We start from the raw sequence: 17,821 nt of genomic DNA, 5'->3' as shown, positions 1-17,821 counted from the left end.
CAGATTTTAAAGCACAGCAATTACAACCGTATTTAGAATGGTTTTTATTATTTTGTTCTTTAAATGTCCCAATCTTGAAGCAGAAACACCTGATTTTTTCAAAGCCGATAGAACCATTAAATCCTTCTGACTTTGCAATAACCATTCGTATTCATTAATAGTTAAATCTTGTGCAGCTAATAAATTTGTCCAACGCTCTAATTTAATTTTAGACGCTTGTAAAAAGGCATCAATATCTTGTTTGGTTTCTTGTTGGTAATCGTTATAACTTTCACCTAAAACTTTAATGAGCTCTTCTTTTAGTAGTTTTATAAGTTCGTCAATATCCATAGCGCAATAATTAGTTGTTTGACAGAAAATTTAGAATGTTAGATTCGTTCGTTTTATTTTTTTGAGCTTCATATTTGATAATTAAATCTAAAGCTTCTGAAATTTGAATGATGGCTTCGTTGGTAAAGGTTTGTGATAATTGGCCTTCCGTTTCCCAACGTTTTAAAAAGCCAGCTAATAAGTTTCGCTCGCTATCCATTACCAAAGTCCACATGGCATAGGTGATTTCATTATTAGGTTTATTTTTTTCATATTCCACCATTTTTTGTAGTTCTAGCTCTAATTCATCAATTTCCGATTGAAAGGACGCAAACGGATTAATGGCATTTTCCATGAGATTGGTACTCTCAATTTTTAAAGAAATAGCTTGTTGGTAGGCATATTGGTCGAAAACCGCGGTTTTTAAACTCTCGCAAGCAGTGGTTATAAAAAACAAGCTGATTACCATACTCGTCACAATTCTGTTATTTATAACTTTTAAGTTTAGTTCCGTTTTCATAAGCAGGATTTTAGAAGTTGTAAACTATTGATTCCCTTAAAAGTATAAAAAAACAGTGAGTAATGTGGTAACTAATTTTTAGAATAATAAAAAGCAATACTGCTTATTAGTAAACTCTTAAAGCTTTTATATAAAACTAATGAACAGATTTTAATTATATTTGGTTTCAATCAACACATACAAAAAAATGAGTAAAGCATCGTTTATAAAAGACTTAACATTACCTGCTGTTGCGGCACCTATGTTTTTAATTTCCGGACCACAATTAGTCATTGAATGTTGTAAAAATGGTATTGTTGGCACATTTCCTGCTTTAAACCAACGCACCAGTGAAGGCTTTGAAGAGTGGCTTATAGAAATTAAAACCGCACTGGCAAACTTTGAAAAAGAAACAGGAAAAAAAGCGGCTCCTTTTGGTGTAAACTTGATTGTTCATAATACAAATCCACGCGTACAAGCTGATTTAGAATTATGTGTTAAACACAAAGTACCATTAATTATTACATCATTAGGTGCTGTTTCAGAATTGGTTGATGCGGTTCATAGTTATGGTGGGTTGGTATTTCATGATATTATTAAAAAACGGCATGCCGAAAAAGCTGCCGAGGCAGGTGTAGATGGGCTTATTCTTGTTTCCGCAGGTGCAGGTGGACATGCTGGAACTATTAACCCAATGCCATTAGTTGCTGAAATTAAACGTTTTTTTAAGAAAACCATATTGCTTGCAGGAACCATAAGCACAGGACGCGATATTGCATCTGCCTTACAAATGGGAGCCGATTTAGCCTATATGGGAACCCGATTTATTAATACGCAAGAAAGTAAAGCACCTCAAGAGTATCGGGATATGATAATTGATGCTAGCGCTGATGATATTGTCTATACAGCTGCTATTTCTGGTGTTTCAGCTAACTTTTTAGGACCCAGTATAAAAGCCATGGGAATTACCGAAGAAATGCTGTCACGCGAGAAAAAAGTAGATTTTGGTGAAGAATTAACAGCTCATAAAGATGATGCAAAAGCATGGAAAACGATTTGGTCCGCTGGACAAGGGGTTACTAATATTCAAAATGCACCTCATGTTTCTGAATTGGTGAAAGCACTTAAAAGTGAATTTATTTCGGCTCTTGAGGAACAAACGAATTACTTGGAAATTTATAAGTAAGGATTATTACGAATAAACTCCAAAGTCCGAAGTTCATTATAATAATAACCACGGGTTTGGATAAAGCCCATGTGACCACCATGTTTGGGCATTTCTAAAAATAAATTTGGGTTATTTATCGCTTCTTTAACTGGATAGCATTCAGGTGATAAAAAGGAATCATTGAGCGCATTAATAATTAAAGTAGGAATCTTAATATTTGGAAGAAATTGCAGCGAACTACTTTTCTCATAATAATCGGAACCATCTTTAAAACCATGAGCTTTAGCGGTATAAAAATTATCGAAATCGTATAACGTTTTAATTTCTTTTAAATCTTTAGGCGAAATTTTATCCGGATGATTTTCGCTTTTAACCCGTAATTTATTGATTAAATCACGTTTGAATTTTTCATGAAACGGAAAATTTTTAAGAGTATGCAACTCTTTAGCAGAACCAGCTAAATAACACGGAACTGACACGGCTATTCCTCGTTTAATTTCAGTGGGAATGTTTGTGGATTCTCCTAAATATTTTAGAGTAACATTTCCACCAAGACTAATACCCTTAATATAAATTTCCGAATATGCTTTTGTGCCAATAACATGGGTAATTACATCCTGCAAATCCGCTGTGGCTCCTGAATGATAGGATTGAAAATGCAAATTATCTTCACCGGAACATCCACGGAAATTAACCGATAACGCATCTATTTTATTCTCATTACACAGCTTGGCTGTTCCAGTAACATAAGCACGTTGAGCGCTACCTTCCATACCATGCAAAATAATGATAAGCTTATCTGTTTTTTCATCCGCATAACTCCAATCCAAATCTAAAAAATCGCCATCGGATAAAGTAATGCGTTCGCGCTTTTGAATAATGTCTTTAACTTGGCGGATTAATCCTGAATAAACAGTGGCCACAAAGCCTTTTCTGAAAAAATAAGGTGGTTTATAGGTGGATTCTAGTATGGGCATATTAAACTTCTAAAGGTGTAAATTTAAACGTATTTCCATCAAATAAGCCTTTGTCACTCAATTTTAAGGACGGAATTACCAATAATGCCATAAAGCTCAAGGTCATATAAGGAGCATTTAAGGTACTACCTAATTGTTTAGCTATTTTATCTAATTTTCCATAAGCCTCACCAATGGTTTTCGCATCTTGATCGCTCATAATTCCCGCTACAGGAAGCGACACTATCTGACTATCCGTTTCTGAAACCGCACAAATACCACCTTTATTTTCAATAATTAAGTTGACGGCTTTACAAATGGCTTCATCGTTCACTCCAACTGCAATGATATTATGAGAATCATGACCAACTGAACTGGCAATGGCTCCCGATTTTAATCCGAAGTTTTTTATAAAAGCTAAAGACGGTTCATCATCATTATATCGATTAACGACGGTCATTTTTAAAATATCTTTTTCTGTATTAGAAATGAGATTGCCATCTTTAATCCATGCGTCTTCAATTAATTCATTGGTTACCAGTTGCCCTTCCAAAGCTTCTATAACTCTGATTTTCTTCGAAGAAGATGCGATTCTAAAATCAGAAACCTGTTTTTTAGTTGTATTGAAATTATTAAGTATTTCGAATTCTGTATGTGGAATAAGCGATTGTCCATTTTCAAAAACCACCGCACCATTAATAACCGTTTTTAGGGTTTTAAAGTGAATTAAATCTTCAACCACAATAAAATCGGCTACATCATTTACTTGCAATAAACCGACTGATAAATTATAATGTTTTACAGGATTTACACAGGCCATTTGTAATATTTGAAATACATCAAAACCTTTGGCAATGGCGCGTACACATAATTGATTAATATGACCAAGCAATAAATCGTCTGGATGCTTATCATCGCTACAAAACATCATATTTTCATAATGCTCCGGTAATAAATCAATCAACGCGTCAAAATTTTTGGCAGCACTACCCTCTCGGATTAAGACTTTCATACCTTTTTTGAGTTTCTCTAACCCTTCCTCATAGGTAAAACATTCATGGTCGGTGGTTATGCCTGCGTTGATATATTTCGTTAAATCATCACCACGTAAACCTGGCGCATGACCATCTATGGGTTTGTTGTAGTGTTTTGCCCAAGCTATTTTTTTAAGCACCTCGTCATCATCAAACAAAACCCCTGGATAATTCATCATTTCGGCTAAATAGCAAATATCTGGATTGGCCATTAAGGTTTTAATTCCTTCCGAATCAATTACAGCTCCTGCGGATTCAAACGTGGTAGCAGGTACGCAAGATGGTGCACCAAAATTGAACTTGAATGGTGTTTGCTTTCCGTTATTAATCATGAACTCCACACCTTCTATTCCCAAAACATTAGCTATTTCATGCGGATCGGAAACGGTTGCAATCGTTCCGTGTTTTACGGCAATTCTAGCAAATTCACTAGGTACCAACATAGAACTTTCAATATGAATGTGTGCATCCACAAATCCTGGTAAGATAAATTGTTGCATGTTATGAGACACTTCTTCGATGGCTGAAATTTTGCCATTAACAACGGTTATTTCACCTGAAAAAATACGTTTGTTCGGAATGTCGACAATCTGCCCTTGAATTTTCATAAAATCGTTTCAGTAAAGCTACTTATTTTATACAGAAAAGCGAGAACTAGTCTCGCTTAATTTTAAACACTTATTGTTTGTCTTTAAACCGTTTTACGCCTGCCTTTAACCAATCGTGATATTCATCAGCATCTGGTGTATAGCCTACAGGTTTACTAATATCATTGCCGTCTGTATCTTGAATAACATATAACGGTTGTGCATTGGTATTGTAACGCACTTGTTGAAATTCCAACCATTTATGACCAAATGTTGTGACATTATTTCCTGTTAGTTCGGATTCATATTGCTCATCCTTTGGTAATTTTTTTCTGTCGTCTACATACAGGGATATTAAAACGACATCATTATTTAATATATTAAAAACATGCTCTTCAACCCATACTTGCTCTTCCATTTTTCGACAATTAACACAGGTTAAACCAGTAAAATCTAACATTACGGGTTTATTAACTTTCTTGGCATAGGCTAAACCTTGTTCATAGTCATGAAACGCGATTATGTTGTTTGGACCATAATGTGCATGCTCTGGCAGTTCGGTAACATTGTTAGTTCCAGAATAAACGGCAGGTTTGGTATTTCCAACACCATAAGGCGACTCACTATTGGTACTCATTGGTGGTGGAAAACCACTAATAAGTTCAACTGGTGCTCCCCAAAGTCCTGGAATCATATAGACTGTAAATGATAACGCAAGCAACGCCATACATAAACGTCCAACCGAAATATGTGTTAAAGGTGAATCGTGTGGTAACTTAATTTTCCCTAATAAATATAACCCTAACGTTCCAAAAATGGCAATCCAGATAGCTAAAAATACTTCACGTGTTAGTATGTGCCATTCTAGAACAAGATCTACCATAGACAAGAATTTGAAAGCAAATGCTAATTCTAAAAATCCTAAAACAACTTTAACCGTATTCAACCAACCACCTGATTTTGGCATGGAATTTAACCAACTTGGAAAAAATGCAAATAAAGCAAATGGTAATGCTATTGCTGATGAAAAACCAAGCATACTAATTATTGGTGCAATACCACCTTTAGTTGCAGCATCTAATAAAGCAGTTCCTGCTATTGGAAATGTACATGAGAATGAAACAACAGCCAATGCTAAAGCCATAAAGAAAATACCAACAACACCACCTTTATTGGCACCACTATCCACTTTGTTAACCCAAGAATTTGGTAACATAATTTCAAAAGCTCCTAAAAAGGAGAAAGCAAAAATCAATAAAGCTAAAAACATGATGGTATTAAATATAACACCTGTTGAAAATTCATACATAGCATTACTTCCAAAAATAGCAGAAATAGCTGTACCTAAGAGTGTGTAAATTACAATAATGAAGAAACCGTATAGCAACGCATTTCTAATCCCTTGACCTCTTGTTTTGCTTTGCTTGGTAAAGAAACTTACCGTCATTGGAATCATTGGAAACACACACGGTGTTAGTAATACCAAAAACCCTAAAAAGAATGCGGTAAAAAATATCACCCAAAGTCCTTTAGCTTCGTTTTCGGCTTCAGTTTCAGAATCCGTAATGGTAAAGTCGGGTTTTACTTCTGCTTGATTATCCTCCAAATTAAAAATATTTGAAAGATCAGCATTGTCCTCGGTAAGGCTTTTTGTTTCCTGCTTAACCGAACCATCCAAATTAAAAGTAACAGATTTCTGTGGATAAATACAGCGTTCATCATCGCAAGCTTGATAAGCAATATCAACCGTTATTGTTTTTAAATCTGGGTTTAAAAGCTCTATTTTTTGAGTGAAGGTTGCTTCATTATCAAAAAAGTTTAAATCCATTTCAAACACTTTATCAAAAGCCGTTATATAATCGCTTTCTAGAACTTTACCTATGAGCTTAAAATTATCTGTTTTATCTATTGAATCGAAATTAAACTCGGTTGGAATTGGCCCACCGTCTGGTAAATTTTGTGAATATAAATGCCAGTGCTCTTCAATATCAGCTTCAAAAATTAAATTGTATTGGGTTTCTGATAGTTTTTCAGTTTTTGTTGTCCATTTTACAGGATTTAAAATTTGAGCATGTACTGAAAATGCGGTAATAAGTAGCGTTGTAAATAAAAATAAATTATGTTTCATTATGAAAACTAATTTTTAGAATATGATTGGTATCTGTAGTTACTTTAAATCGGTTGTCGGCGCGTAAACCAATAACCCAAATTATTCGATTATTGGAACACAATAACCAGACTTGTTCCTTTTCAGGTAATGACAATTTTTCATCTTTAAAAAATTTACTCACTTTCTTTTTACCTGTCATTCCGAATGGGTAAAAATAGTCGCCTTTTTCCCATTTTCTTACCGTTAAGGGATATTTTAACAAATCTTTATCAACATAGAGCCTTGAGGCGGATATTTCGCCTAATTTAGAACTATTTTCAATGGTTAATTGTCCGTTAGGAAGAAATAATTCGGACTCATTTTCTTCCCATATAAATGACTTTGTTTTAATATTTTCAGGTCTTTCGGTTAAAATTAACGTGGTTCTATCTTTCACCAAACGGTGTGTTTGAGATAATACATATTTTCCCGATTGTGCATATAATAATTGATAGACATCATCCCATTCTGTGAATTGAAAATCTTTCAATAAGTAGTATAAGTAAACCTTTGGATTGGATAATTGTTTTAGTTTTTTTACATCCAATTGAATACTATTATCCGATGCTTGCACCACTTTTTTTTGAATTTTCACCAAGGTATCTTCAATAATTTCAGACGACTCTTGCAAATGCGCTTGTGTTTTTTGAAAATTATCCAGGAATTGCGGATTCATTTTCTTTAATATTGGAATAACATCATGTCGTAATTTATTCCGAAGGTATTTAGTTGAAGCATTGCTACTATCGTTTCTCCAAACTAATTTTTTGGTGTTGGCATAGGCTTGTAATGCTGTATGAGAAAATGGTAAAAATGGTCTAACAAGCTTCCCATTGGTTTCCGGAATACCAGTTAATCCGTCTAAACCAGTACCACGCATGAGGTTAATAAAAAAGGTTTCCACATTATCATCAGCATGATGAGCTGTTAAAATATAATCGAATTGTAACTGCTCTGCTAATTCTTGAAACCAAGTATAGCGCAAGTCGCGCGCTGCCATTTGAATGGATATGTTGTTTTCCGAAGCATAAGTTTCCGTTTCAAAACTTTCAATAAAAACTTCTAAATCCAAATCTTCGGCTAACTCTAAAACAAATTCTTCATCAGCATCACTTTCAGCACCTCGCAAATTAAAATTACAATGTGCCAAAGCTATATTCAATTCTAAGTTCTGACATACATGTGTTAAAACCACACTATCCATACCACCCGAAATGGCAATCAACACTTTACTTTTCGTTAAAAAAGGAAGGTTTTTATGAATGTGATTTTTAAAATCGATAGCTGTCATTTCGTTTCAATAATACGTCAAATTTACACTTTTAAACCAACAAAACGTAAACCTATTACGCTTCTAATACATCTCTCATAGCCTTCGCTTTTACTAGACATTCTTCGTATTCATTTAAAGGATTACTTTTAGCAGTAATAGCACCACCTACTGAATAGGATATATATTGATTGGTTTCATTGTAAAGGATGCTTCTAATTACCACATTGAAATCGAAATCACCTTGTGGTGTAAAATAGCCAACAGCACCAGAATACAAGCCTCGTTTAGTTTCTTCTAGGTTTTCAATAATACGCATGGCCGAAATTTTTGGCGCACCAGTCATGCTTCCCATTGGAAATGTGGATTCGATTATATCGATTGGATTGGTATTTACTGAAACGGTACTTTGAATAGTTGAAATCATTTGATGGACTTGCTCAAAACTATATATTTTGCAGAGTTCGGATACGTGCACACTTCCTTTTATAGCTGTTTTAGATAAATCGTTTCGGACTAAATCTACAATCATAATATTTTCGCTGCGTTCTTTTATATCTGAAACTAATTGCTTTTTAAGCAAATTATCTTCATCTGTATTTTTAGAGCGTTTTGCGGTGCCTTTTATAGGTTGTGAAATAACCGTTTGTCCTGTTTTTTTTAAATAACGTTCAGGTGAAGCCGACAACAAGTATTTATCATTTAATTTTAAAAAAGTAGCAAAAGGTGGTTTAGAAATGGCATTCAGATTGTTATAAATTGCTAATGGGTTTATTTGGGTGTCTTCCGCATAGAACTCTTGGCAAAAATTAGCCTCATAAATATCACCACGATGAATATGCGCTAACATCATTTTTACTTTTTCAAAATAAGCATCCTTCGTAATCCTCATTTTAATTTTGATGGGATTATCTATTACATTTTCATCGTGATTAGGATAAAATTCTTCTGCTTTTTCAATGGATTCTAGGTCTACTTCTATCTCATCATCTACCATATTCAGATATTGAATTTCAACTTGGTTTCCTTTAATTAGAAATATTTTTTTGGGTTGGAAGAAGCATAAATCAGGGAAATTTAAACCGTCAAAATTTTCTGATTTTAAGGGCTCTATGGTGTTTTTTAAGTCGTAGGTTAGATAGCCAAAAATCCAATCATTTGTAAGTGACTGATACTCTTTTAGCTTGTTGAAAACATCCACAAAATCTGTTTGAATACTGGTAAAAGCATCTACAGCTAAAATGGCATCATAGCTACTATGTATTTGGGTGTAGGTATTGGAATCCAACCATAAAACCTCTCGGAATTGCTGACTCCAAAGCCGTAACTGATTTTTAAAGGCGTGAATGTCCTGTGATTGATATGTGTAGGTTTTTCTCAATAAAAAAGTTATTTACAAAGTACCGAAAATTTCATTGGATAAAAAAGTGGAAAATAGTGTAGTTATTTCATAACAAAAATCTTCATAAAATTTCATTTTCATATGGTTTGATAGTCATCTTTTCTCTTTACATTGCTTAAAAAGGCAACAAAAATAGTCTGGGCTTCCAAACCTTTTTCTAAATTTAATACTTATTGTCTATCAAATTCAATTAGCAAGATATCACAACATTTTATAAAGTTGCAAAGCCATAAAGCATAAGACATATAAAACATTTACCTTTGTGGACTAAAACAGAAACTTTTGGACGCCATTACTTTTCAAGATTTAAAATTAAACACGCCTTTATACAACGCATTAGACGATTTAGGCTTTACTCACCCAACACCCATTCAGGCAGAAGCCTTTAGTGTCGTTGCATCAGGCACAGATGTGGTTGGTATAGCCCAAACAGGAACAGGAAAAACGTTTGCCTATATGCTTCCTATTTTAAGAGGTTTAAAATATTCAGAACAGGAAAGTCCACGGGTTTTGGTAATGGTGCCTACCCGAGAATTAGTTGTTCAGGTAGTGGATGAAATTGAAAAATTAGCAAAATATATTAATGTTCGTGTATTAGGAGTTTATGGAGGTGTAAATATTAATGCACAAAAAAGAGCGGTTGCTGAAGGTATTGATATTATTGTGGCTACGCCAGGACGACTTTATGATTTGGCTGTTAGCCGAGTACTACAATTAAAAACCATTCAGAAACTAGTTATTGATGAAGTAGATGTGATGTTAGATTTAGGTTTCAGACATCAATTAATTAATATTTTTGATATTCTACCTGAACGTCGTCAAAACATTATGTTTTCAGCCACGATGACTGAAGATGTTGATGAATTAATTAATAACTTTTTCATTGCTCCAAAACGTGTTTCCATTGCCGTTTCAGGAACCCCTTTAGAGAATATTGAACAGCACAAATATGCTGTTCCTAATTTTTACACAAAATTAAACTTACTAAAAAGTATTTTAAAAGATACCGAAACTTACAATAGAGTGCTCATTTTTGTTGCGTTTAAGAAAATGGCAGACCGATTATTTGATGCATTGGACGAAAATTTCCACGATGAATTATGTGTAATTCATTCCAATAAAACTCAAAATTACCGCTTACGTAGTATTGAGCAATTTAGAGCAGGTGAAAACCGAATTTTAGTGGCAACCGATGTTATGGCTCGTGGTTTGGATATTGATAACGTATCACATGTTATTAATTTTGATACGCCTAACTTTCCTGAAAATTATATGCATCGAATAGGTAGAACGGGACGTGCAGAACGTGAAGGTCAAGCGCTTCTTTTTTATACTGAAAAAGAGGAAGAAGCATTAGAACGTATAGAAAATTTAATGCAAATGACGATTCCTAAAATTGAATTGCCAGAGAATGTAACTATTTCTACAGAATTGCTAGAGGAAGAACGCCCACAAATTTTAGAACGCAACAACCCTATTAAATTACGTGATGAAGATGCGCCAGGACCTGCTTTTCATGAAAAAAAGGATAAAAACAAAAAAGAAAATTTAGGCGGTTCATATAAGTATAAGATAGCTGCTAAATACAAAAAACCTAAAACTCGAGGTGATAAGAATTATAATAAACGGAATAAAAAATAAGTATCTTTTACTTAATGCGTTTGCCTATAGTTGTAAAAGATAAACCTTGCTGGCCTAAAGTAGAATTCATTATCCCTTCAAATAAAGGTTCAGGGGTATTTTTATCTTTTTTCCATTCAAAAATAAAGTTAGATCCTGTTCCACCTGCTACATCTATTTCTTCAATTATGGCTTCGGTGGTTTCCATAGGTGCTAAATAAATAGGTTTGTCAAAATAGGTGCGAATTAACTTACCATGTGCGTCATAATATTTAGCACTTAAAATAAAAATAGTATCTGTATCACTCGTATTTCTCATACTAGCCATAGCTGTTAGGTTATGAGTTTTATGTTGAGACATACTATAAATTTGAGAATAAATTGACAAATATGTTTTTCCGTATTCTAAAGAATCTGTAGGATTAAAATCTAACCGTCTTTTATTCCAATTTTCCGCATGATACTCGTCGGTATCACGGATTTCATTACAAGAAAGTAAACAAAAAAAACACACAAATAAACAGGAAACAATAAATCTCATAACAGTTGAAATTAATACAGGAAGCAATATACAAATAGCATTTTAAATTTATAAAAAAATCCCTTACCATTTCTGGCAAGGGATCAATACATAATCAAGTGTCCTTTTAAAACCTTCCTAACAATAACTTAAACCATAATAAGTCGCTTTAAAAATCAACAAGATTAATCTTAATTTGCTATAATCATTACCCTAAATATCTTGATTTTTTGCTAATTGCCAAAACTTTCCATGTTTATTTTGATAAAACAGTCTAAAAATCAGTAAGATAAAAAGTTATTAAACAAAAAAGCGACTCTCAAGTCGCTTCAAAATAATTTCTAATAAGAACAAACATATATTAAACTTCGTTATGTAAACCTTTTAGAGTTAAAATACCAATCCTTGCAATAATAAACGTTAGTAAACCATAGCCAGCTGTTAACAGAGAAACTTTTAAGCCACCAGCAAAAATGGCTGGATCTGCATTACCCATGGCTTGAACAGAATCAAAAGCCGTTATTAACCCGAAAATGGAAGCCAAAAAACCTAATACCAAGCCCAATAAGCTACTATCGGCAGCTAATTTTATCATTTTTTTAGATTGTACGACATTGGTTTTTAAACTACCAAACCCTTTAATTAAAAAAACAATGGAGAGTATTAAACAAATAGTAATTAAGGACATCATGATTGGTCCACCTTCAGAAAAAGGATTGATGAGTAATAAAGCGAATAAATTCATAAACATTTGGTTTTAGTTAAACATAGTACAAACATATCATGAAAGTAGTTCCTATATTTTAAAATGCGATGGATAACCAAATTTAGTCTAATTATAACCATTATGTTGAATCGCGTGTTAAATCTGTTATTCATCTATAAAATAGGATTTCGCGCAATAAAACATCGTATTATTGTATGGAATTTGACTTTATGTTTACAAAAAAATCAATTTTAAAAACACTAGTTAGACTGTTACTACACCTAATATTTTGGTGTTGTGTACTACTTTTTTTTACAAAATTTTTCAGTTCTCAAAATGAAAATTTCAATGATACATTGTTATTTTCGCTCTTTATAATGCCCATTACCATTGCTACAACTTATGTTTCAATTTATAAACTCATTCCAGACTATCTAATTACAAAACGCTACTTGCAGTTTGCATTATATAGTTTATATACACTTATTATTTCTGGATATTTAATCATGCTGTCTGTTTTTTTTAGTCTAATATATCTGGCTAATTTTGAGTATGAAGCTATGAATCCTGTTACTCGGAATATCTTTATTGTAACTTCTGGTGTATATCTGGTGGTTTTTTTAGTCAGTGCTTTTAAATTACTTCAGCTCAATTTAAAACATACCGAACAAACAAAAAAACTGGAAACTAAAATCTTGGAAACCCAACTAAAGCTTAAGGAGCAAGAGTTACACTATTTAAAAATGCAAATTCACCCTCATTTCTTGTTTAATACGTTAAATACCATGTATGGTTTTGCTTTGAAAAAGGCAGACGAAACCCCAGAAATGATACTAAAACTTTCCAATTTATTAGATTATTTACTCTACCAAGTTGATAAACCTTTTGTGCTACTAACGGAAGAAATAGACCATATTGAAGATTATATAGCACTTGAAAATTTACGCTTTAATGATACATTAAACGTCAAATTTGACTACCAAAACATTCCTAAATCAACCAAATTAGCACCCATGCTGCTGTTACCTTTTGTGGAGAATAGTTTTAAACATGGCCAATTAAAAGCTGGAAAATTAAGCATTACTATACAGCTGACTGTTGAAAAAAATCAGATTGATTTTATTGTAACAAATACAAGTTCTAAAGTAGAAAACACCCAAGATGGCATTGGCTTACAAAATATTCAAAAACGATTAGATTTACTTTATAAAAATCAGTATCATTTAACTATTTCAAATACCGACAGTTTGTTTAAAGTACATTTAACACTTAAATCCAATTAATTGCAAAACTCAAAAAACATAGCCTGTTTAATTATTGATGATGAAGCCATGGCGCGCGATATTATTAGTTCGCACCTATCAAAAATTGAAGCGATTGATGTTATTGCCAGTTGTAGTCATGCTATGGAAGCTTTTCAAGTGATAAACAATCATAAAATTGATTTAGTATTTTTAGATATTAATATGCCTGATATTTCTGGTATTTCATTTGCCAAATCCATCAATAAAAACATTAGAATTATCTTTACAACAGCTTATCGGGATTATGCTATTGAGGGTTTTGAGTTGCAAGCGGTTGATTATTTATTAAAGCCTATATCCTTTGAACGTTTGTTAAAAGCTGTAAATACTTATTTTGATGTCTATGCTAGAAATGTAAACAATTTAATAGCTACAAAAGAAATGCAAGCGTTTATGTTTGTCCGATCTGATAGACGGATGATTAAAGTTGATTTTGAAGCCATTATTTATATTGAAAGTTTTAGCGATTATATAAAAATTCATCTTCCTAACGAAACTCTTGTAACTCGTGAAACAATTACTGCTATAGAAGCTAAATTACCAAGTGAACAGTTTTTACGCATTCATCGTTCATTCATAATTTCCATAAATAAAATTACATCTTTTACTAATGAGCATGTTGTTATACATAATCTGGCTTTAACTATCAGTAGAAGTTATAAAAAAACGGTGTTAGAAATTTTAGAGCGGTTTTAATTATTAAAATATAAATGCATTCATTTATAAATTATTTTAATCAACTCTATTATACTTTTTCAATATTTCCATTACCAGATCATGTGGTAATGCATACGCTGTATTACCATTAATGCCTTCCATGGTTTCGGCAGCAACCATAGCATTAATTATAGCTTCTTCAACAGCTTGAACTGTAGCTTCAAATACAGGCGTAAGTTGATCATTTGGATACATGGTAACTGTTGCCATGTCATCTCTCTTAAATGCGTTCTCGTTGGCTGTAGAAAATGCTAAAAATATATCACCCGAACCATTACTACCACGACCTCCAACAATACCAATTCCAAGAGGAACACGCTGTGCAATACGTTTTAATTGATGTGGTAAAAGTGGTAAATCTGTTGCAACAATTACAATAATTGACCCATCACCTTCTTGGCGTCTAGATTTTGGTGGCCCATTGTATTTGTAATTTAAAGTATCCTTTAACGCTTGTCCTACGGGTACACCTGCTATAGATAAATTTCTTTTTGCTCCAAAATTAGACTGAACAATTACACCTACCGTATAGATTGAGTCCTTAATTTTTATCGTTCTTGAAGCTGTTCCTGTTCCACCTTTAAAACCCAGACACATCATGCCAGTTCCACCGCCTACATTACCTTCAGCTATTTTTCCTGAACTTGCTTTATCTATAGCTTCTAAAACATGTTTCTCTTTTACATGAAAACCGTAAATATCATTAAGAAATCCATCGTATGTTTCAGCTACTACAGGATAGGTATACCACCAATCTTCACCGGAATACCAATCCGTATCTACATACCATTTTAAAACAGCATCTCGAACCACACCTACACTATTCGTATTTGTTATCATGATAGGTGTTTCTAAAAATCCTGATTCTGTTACCCAAGTGGTACCTGTCATTTCTCCATTGCCATTTAAACTATACCAATTAGCATAAACTGGACTAAATTTCTTGGCTTTCCCACGTGGAAAAATAGCCGTTACACCAGTTCTAACTGGACCATTCCCGACACTATTTTCTCCTGAACCTGAAATAATTGTGCTATAGCCAACTTCCACGCCTTTAACGTCTGTTATGGCGTTAAAATTACCCGTTTCTCCAGAAAAGGGTATGCCTAAATCTCTAGCTCTTGGTTTTTGGGCTAACGCTACCACATTGAAAATAAACATTACAGAAATCACAAAAAAATACTTCATTTTGATTGGTTTTAAAGATCATTCAATTTACCTAAAAACTTGAAACAGAGTCATTATTTCCTGAAGGTTTTTAGATACATTTATAAATAACATGGCACATAACTGCAACAACTACATAACATGCTAAAGCAATCCTTGTATTAAAAAACTAGTTTCTGATAGATTAGGCGAACTTATGTTTTACGTTTCCAAATTTGTGTCCTTCCGATAATAGAAATGCCAATAAAACCTCTAACTTCCAATTTATTTTTATTTATAAGTTTCAAATTGCATTTATAAACATCGCCAGTTTCTGGGTCTAAAATAGTTCCACCATCAAATTCATCACCATTTTTCTTGATGTGTTCCATGATGACTAATCCAATCATTGGTTCATCTTTTTTTGAACCCTCACATTTTAAACAAAGTGCATTTTTAGGACCAATAAACGTTTTAATTATTTTACCAAAATACATATCGTTCTCTTTATAAATATCAACAATGGCTTTTTTTTCTTTGGTTTTATCGTCATACGTTTCCCATTGACCTATAATGGTTTGAGCATGAGATGAAACTGAAAAAAGTAGTATTATTAAGGCAAAAATATTTTTCATGGATGAAGAATAATATGTTATGCTGAAATGGTTAACTAATCAATTTTTTTGATATAATTTCATTTTTTATTGACTTGAAAACACCTATCAGTATCGATGAGTTTTAAGAGTAATTTATAATTAGGGAATAAAAATTTTTATTAATCATTTATTTTTGAGAATGAATTCCAAACATATTCCCTTCTAAATCTTGAGCCAATACCATAAAACCATAATCGCCAATAGATTGCTTGGATTGAAATACAGTTCCACCTGCATCAGCCACGCGTGCCTCCTCAATAGAACAATCATCACTTCTGAAATAAATAATTGTAGAATTTTTACCTGGTTCAAAACCTGGCATTTTAACTAATGCACCACTGGCACCATCTTGGTCCATCTCCATAGGAAAGGCTTTCATTTCCATCCCATTCCCCATATTTTCGGGCATTGGTAGATCCATCAGTTTTAGATTTAGAACCTGCTCATAAAATTTTTGTGCTGATATTATGTTGTTCACATAAATTTCAAACCAAACTACGGGATTTTTTGCTGTCATAATATTTTAATTTAGTGGTTACATTGAAACCGTTTCATACCAAAGCTAATGAAATTTTAATTTACAAAAAATTACTCTGCAATTAAAGAAAACTATAGTCTAACGAATTAAATTTCCCATGAACCCTTTTTTGTAACAACTGAAAAATAGTTTTTATCAAAACGAAAAAGTCCCATCCAACCACCAAACCAAAATCTGCCTTCTTTATCTTGATACATACATTGAATAGCATTGCTTAACAACCCATCTTTTGTTGAATAATTTGTAAAAGTGTTGCCATCAAAACGATATACACCATAATTTTCAGCTGGAAACCAAATATCTCCATTAGTATCCTCATAAATAGTCCAGATTTCATTACCATCTATCACACCATTATCGGTAAAATTGGTAAAGGTTTCACCATCATACCGACTAATGCCTTTATGATGAGTTGCAAACCAAAAATTATGATTTTTATCTTCCAAAATACGATTTATAGAATTGTTTGGTGAGCCATTTTTTTCTGAAAAATGAGTTAACGCTTTGCCATCATACATATAGGCACCACCAGGCGTTCCAAACCACATATTCCCTTGACTGTCTTCCATAATACAATGAATAATTTTTTCACTTGTAACACCTCTTAATGGATCTGGTTGGGATTCAGGTATGGCAAAAGCAGTGAATTTTTTACCATTAAAAGTAAAAGCACCTCCTAAACTTCCAATCCACATCAAACCTCTACTATCTATAACCAAACTCCATATATTAGGACTTAATAAACCATCTTTTTCGTTAAAATTAGTAAAGCTGTTTCCATCATATTTTGTTAAACCACGCTCGGTTCCAAACCAGACATTTCCTTTTTCATCTTCTACAATACCTCTTATAGCAAGGCCATTAAAACCTTCGTTTATAGAATAATATTCGAGAGATTTTCCATTATAGCGAATAGCACCATCTCCATTTGTTCCAAACCATAAATTCCCTTTACTGTCTTGAAAAATATTTCTTACAAAATCGCTAATTCTATTAGCTGGAGGATTATTTACAAATGGCGCGCCATAATATGGGCTGTTTATGGGTTCTTCTGATTTCTTAATGCTATTTGTCATTGATGTTGAATCTGACGATGAGTTTTCTTTAATTGGTACTTTTAATTGTCCATTACAAGCCGTTAACAGAAGCAAACTAAACACAGATAAGGATGTTTTCAATAGGACGTAAATTTTAGTCATAATTGTAAAGAAATTGTTCATTCCAAATTTAAGACGAAACC

At 33.0% G+C, this 17,821-nt stretch carries 17 protein-coding genes; 4 read left to right on the top strand and 13 right to left on the bottom strand.

The window, feature by feature from the left end; genetic code table 11:
- Positions 1 to 6: 6 nt before the first annotated feature.
- Positions 7 to 330, bottom strand: coding sequence for a hypothetical protein (locus tag BM239_RS06905; RefSeq protein ID WP_092206941.1), 324 nt, complete (start codon positions 328 to 330; stop codon positions 7 to 9).
- Between the two features lie 10 nt (positions 331 to 340).
- Positions 341 to 829, bottom strand: a complete 489-nt coding sequence (locus BM239_RS06900) for a hypothetical protein (protein WP_092206940.1) — start codon at positions 827 to 829, stop codon at positions 341 to 343.
- Positions 830 to 1,016: 187 nt separating this feature from the next.
- On the opposite strand from BM239_RS06900, the gene BM239_RS06895 reads away from it, so the two are divergent.
- The gene (locus BM239_RS06895; RefSeq protein ID WP_092206939.1) at positions 1,017 to 1,994 is read left to right on the top strand and encodes an NAD(P)H-dependent flavin oxidoreductase; all 978 of its coding nucleotides are present in this window, start codon (positions 1,017 to 1,019) and stop codon (positions 1,992 to 1,994) included.
- Here BM239_RS06895 and BM239_RS06890 read toward each other — a convergent pair.
- From BM239_RS06890 to BM239_RS06870, 5 genes are all read right to left on the bottom strand, one after another.
- The gene (locus BM239_RS06890; protein ID WP_092206938.1) at positions 1,985 to 2,953 is read right to left on the bottom strand and encodes a YheT family hydrolase; all 969 of its coding nucleotides are present in this window, start codon (positions 2,951 to 2,953) and stop codon (positions 1,985 to 1,987) included. The two genes, BM239_RS06895 and BM239_RS06890, sit on opposite strands and share 10 nt — an antisense overlap.
- Before the next feature lies 1 nt (position 2,954).
- The gene (gene ade, locus BM239_RS06885) at positions 2,955 to 4,574 is read right to left on the bottom strand and encodes an adenine deaminase (protein ID WP_092206937.1); all 1,620 of its coding nucleotides are present in this window, start codon (positions 4,572 to 4,574) and stop codon (positions 2,955 to 2,957) included.
- Between the two features lie 70 nt (positions 4,575 to 4,644).
- The gene (locus tag BM239_RS06880; RefSeq protein WP_092206936.1) at positions 4,645 to 6,681 is read right to left on the bottom strand and encodes a protein-disulfide reductase DsbD family protein; all 2,037 of its coding nucleotides are present in this window, start codon (positions 6,679 to 6,681) and stop codon (positions 4,645 to 4,647) included.
- Positions 6,671 to 7,993: a tRNA lysidine(34) synthetase TilS gene (gene tilS / locus BM239_RS06875; RefSeq protein ID WP_092206935.1), complete on the bottom strand. Its 1,323-nt coding sequence runs from the start codon at positions 7,991 to 7,993 to the stop codon at positions 6,671 to 6,673. Before tilS ends, BM239_RS06880 begins: the two co-directional genes overlap by 11 nt.
- Positions 7,994 to 8,048: 55 nt before the next feature.
- A complete protein-coding gene (locus BM239_RS06870; RefSeq protein WP_092206934.1) occupies positions 8,049 to 9,353 on the bottom strand; it encodes an anthranilate synthase component I family protein in 1,305 nt (434 codons plus the stop codon).
- Positions 9,354 to 9,665: 312 nt separating this feature from the next.
- On the opposite strand from BM239_RS06870, the gene BM239_RS06865 reads away from it, so the two are divergent.
- Positions 9,666 to 11,015 (top strand): DEAD/DEAH box helicase, encoded by a 1,350-nt coding sequence (locus BM239_RS06865; protein ID WP_092207516.1) that lies wholly within the window; start codon positions 9,666 to 9,668, stop codon positions 11,013 to 11,015.
- Positions 11,016 to 11,022: 7 nt separating this feature from the next.
- On the opposite strand, the gene BM239_RS06860 is transcribed toward BM239_RS06865, so the two are convergent.
- On the bottom strand, positions 11,023 to 11,535 hold the full coding sequence (locus BM239_RS06860; RefSeq protein WP_092206933.1) for a DUF3124 domain-containing protein: 513 nt from the start codon (positions 11,533 to 11,535) through the stop codon (positions 11,023 to 11,025).
- A gap of 340 nt (positions 11,536 to 11,875) precedes the next feature.
- Positions 11,876 to 12,259 (bottom strand): MotA/TolQ/ExbB proton channel family protein, encoded by a 384-nt coding sequence (locus BM239_RS06855; protein ID WP_092206932.1) that lies wholly within the window; start codon positions 12,257 to 12,259, stop codon positions 11,876 to 11,878.
- Positions 12,260 to 12,597: 338 nt separating this feature from the next.
- Between BM239_RS06855 and BM239_RS06850 the strand changes: the two genes are divergently transcribed.
- Positions 12,598 to 13,503 (top strand): sensor histidine kinase, encoded by a 906-nt coding sequence (locus BM239_RS06850; RefSeq protein WP_245758203.1) that lies wholly within the window; start codon positions 12,598 to 12,600, stop codon positions 13,501 to 13,503.
- Positions 13,504 to 14,220, top strand: coding sequence for a LytR/AlgR family response regulator transcription factor (locus BM239_RS06845; RefSeq protein WP_092206931.1), 717 nt, complete (start codon positions 13,504 to 13,506; stop codon positions 14,218 to 14,220).
- A 36-nt stretch (positions 14,221 to 14,256) separates the two neighbouring features.
- Here the strand turns inward: BM239_RS06845 and BM239_RS06840 are convergent, their stop codons facing one another.
- The 4 genes from BM239_RS06840 to BM239_RS06825 all read right to left on the bottom strand — a co-directional run bounded on the left by BM239_RS06840 (position 14,257) and on the right by BM239_RS06825 (position 17,780).
- Entirely contained in the window at positions 14,257 to 15,429 is a 1,173-nt protein-coding gene (locus tag BM239_RS06840; RefSeq protein WP_092206930.1) for a DmpA family aminopeptidase, read from the bottom strand.
- A gap of 173 nt (positions 15,430 to 15,602) precedes the next feature.
- Positions 15,603 to 16,022, bottom strand: a complete 420-nt coding sequence (locus BM239_RS06835; protein ID WP_092206929.1) for a DUF2147 domain-containing protein — start codon at positions 16,020 to 16,022, stop codon at positions 15,603 to 15,605.
- A 148-nt stretch (positions 16,023 to 16,170) separates the two neighbouring features.
- Positions 16,171 to 16,560: a VOC family protein gene (locus BM239_RS06830; protein ID WP_092206928.1), complete on the bottom strand. Its 390-nt coding sequence runs from the start codon at positions 16,558 to 16,560 to the stop codon at positions 16,171 to 16,173.
- Between the two features lie 107 nt (positions 16,561 to 16,667).
- Positions 16,668 to 17,780: a ligand-binding sensor domain-containing protein gene (locus BM239_RS06825; protein ID WP_177208997.1), complete on the bottom strand. Its 1,113-nt coding sequence runs from the start codon at positions 17,778 to 17,780 to the stop codon at positions 16,668 to 16,670.
- Positions 17,781 to 17,821: the final 41 nt, after the last annotated feature.

The sequence above is a fragment of the Algorimicrobium echini genome (assembly GCF_900115185.1).
Taxonomy (GTDB): Bacteria; Bacteroidota; Bacteroidia; order Flavobacteriales; family Flavobacteriaceae; genus Algorimicrobium; species Algorimicrobium echini.
Note: the sequence above shows the minus strand (reverse complement) of the source record. Positions and strands in the feature narration are given on the sequence as shown.

Excerpts from the sequence above, each read along its gene's own strand:
- BM239_RS06905 (WP_092206941.1), bottom strand. The coding sequence starts at position 330 with ATGGATATTGACGAACTTATAAAACTACTAAAAGAAGAGCTCATTAAA.
- BM239_RS06900 (WP_092206940.1), bottom strand. The coding sequence starts at position 829 with ATGAAAACGGAACTAAACTTAAAAGTTATAAATAACAGAATTGTGACG.
- BM239_RS06895 (WP_092206939.1), top strand. The coding sequence starts at position 1,017 with ATGAGTAAAGCATCGTTTATAAAAGACTTAACATTACCTGCTGTTGCG.
- BM239_RS06890 (WP_092206938.1), bottom strand. The coding sequence starts at position 2,953 with ATGCCCATACTAGAATCCACCTATAAACCACCTTATTTTTTCAGAAAA.
- ade (WP_092206937.1), bottom strand. The coding sequence starts at position 4,574 with ATGAAAATTCAAGGGCAGATTGTCGACATTCCGAACAAACGTATTTTT.
- BM239_RS06880 (WP_092206936.1), bottom strand. The coding sequence starts at position 6,681 with ATGAAACATAATTTATTTTTATTTACAACGCTACTTATTACCGCATTT.
- tilS (WP_092206935.1), bottom strand. The coding sequence starts at position 7,993 with ATGACAGCTATCGATTTTAAAAATCACATTCATAAAAACCTTCCTTTT.
- BM239_RS06860 (WP_092206933.1), bottom strand. The coding sequence starts at position 11,535 with ATGAGATTTATTGTTTCCTGTTTATTTGTGTGTTTTTTTTGTTTACTT.
- BM239_RS06855 (WP_092206932.1), bottom strand. The coding sequence starts at position 12,259 with ATGAATTTATTCGCTTTATTACTCATCAATCCTTTTTCTGAAGGTGGA.
- BM239_RS06850 (WP_245758203.1), top strand. The coding sequence starts at position 12,598 with ATGCCCATTACCATTGCTACAACTTATGTTTCAATTTATAAACTCATT.
- BM239_RS06840 (WP_092206930.1), bottom strand. The coding sequence starts at position 15,429 with ATGAAGTATTTTTTTGTGATTTCTGTAATGTTTATTTTCAATGTGGTA.
- BM239_RS06835 (WP_092206929.1), bottom strand. The coding sequence starts at position 16,022 with ATGAAAAATATTTTTGCCTTAATAATACTACTTTTTTCAGTTTCATCT.
- BM239_RS06830 (WP_092206928.1), bottom strand. The coding sequence starts at position 16,560 with ATGACAGCAAAAAATCCCGTAGTTTGGTTTGAAATTTATGTGAACAAC.
- BM239_RS06825 (WP_177208997.1), bottom strand. The coding sequence starts at position 17,780 with ATGACTAAAATTTACGTCCTATTGAAAACATCCTTATCTGTGTTTAGT.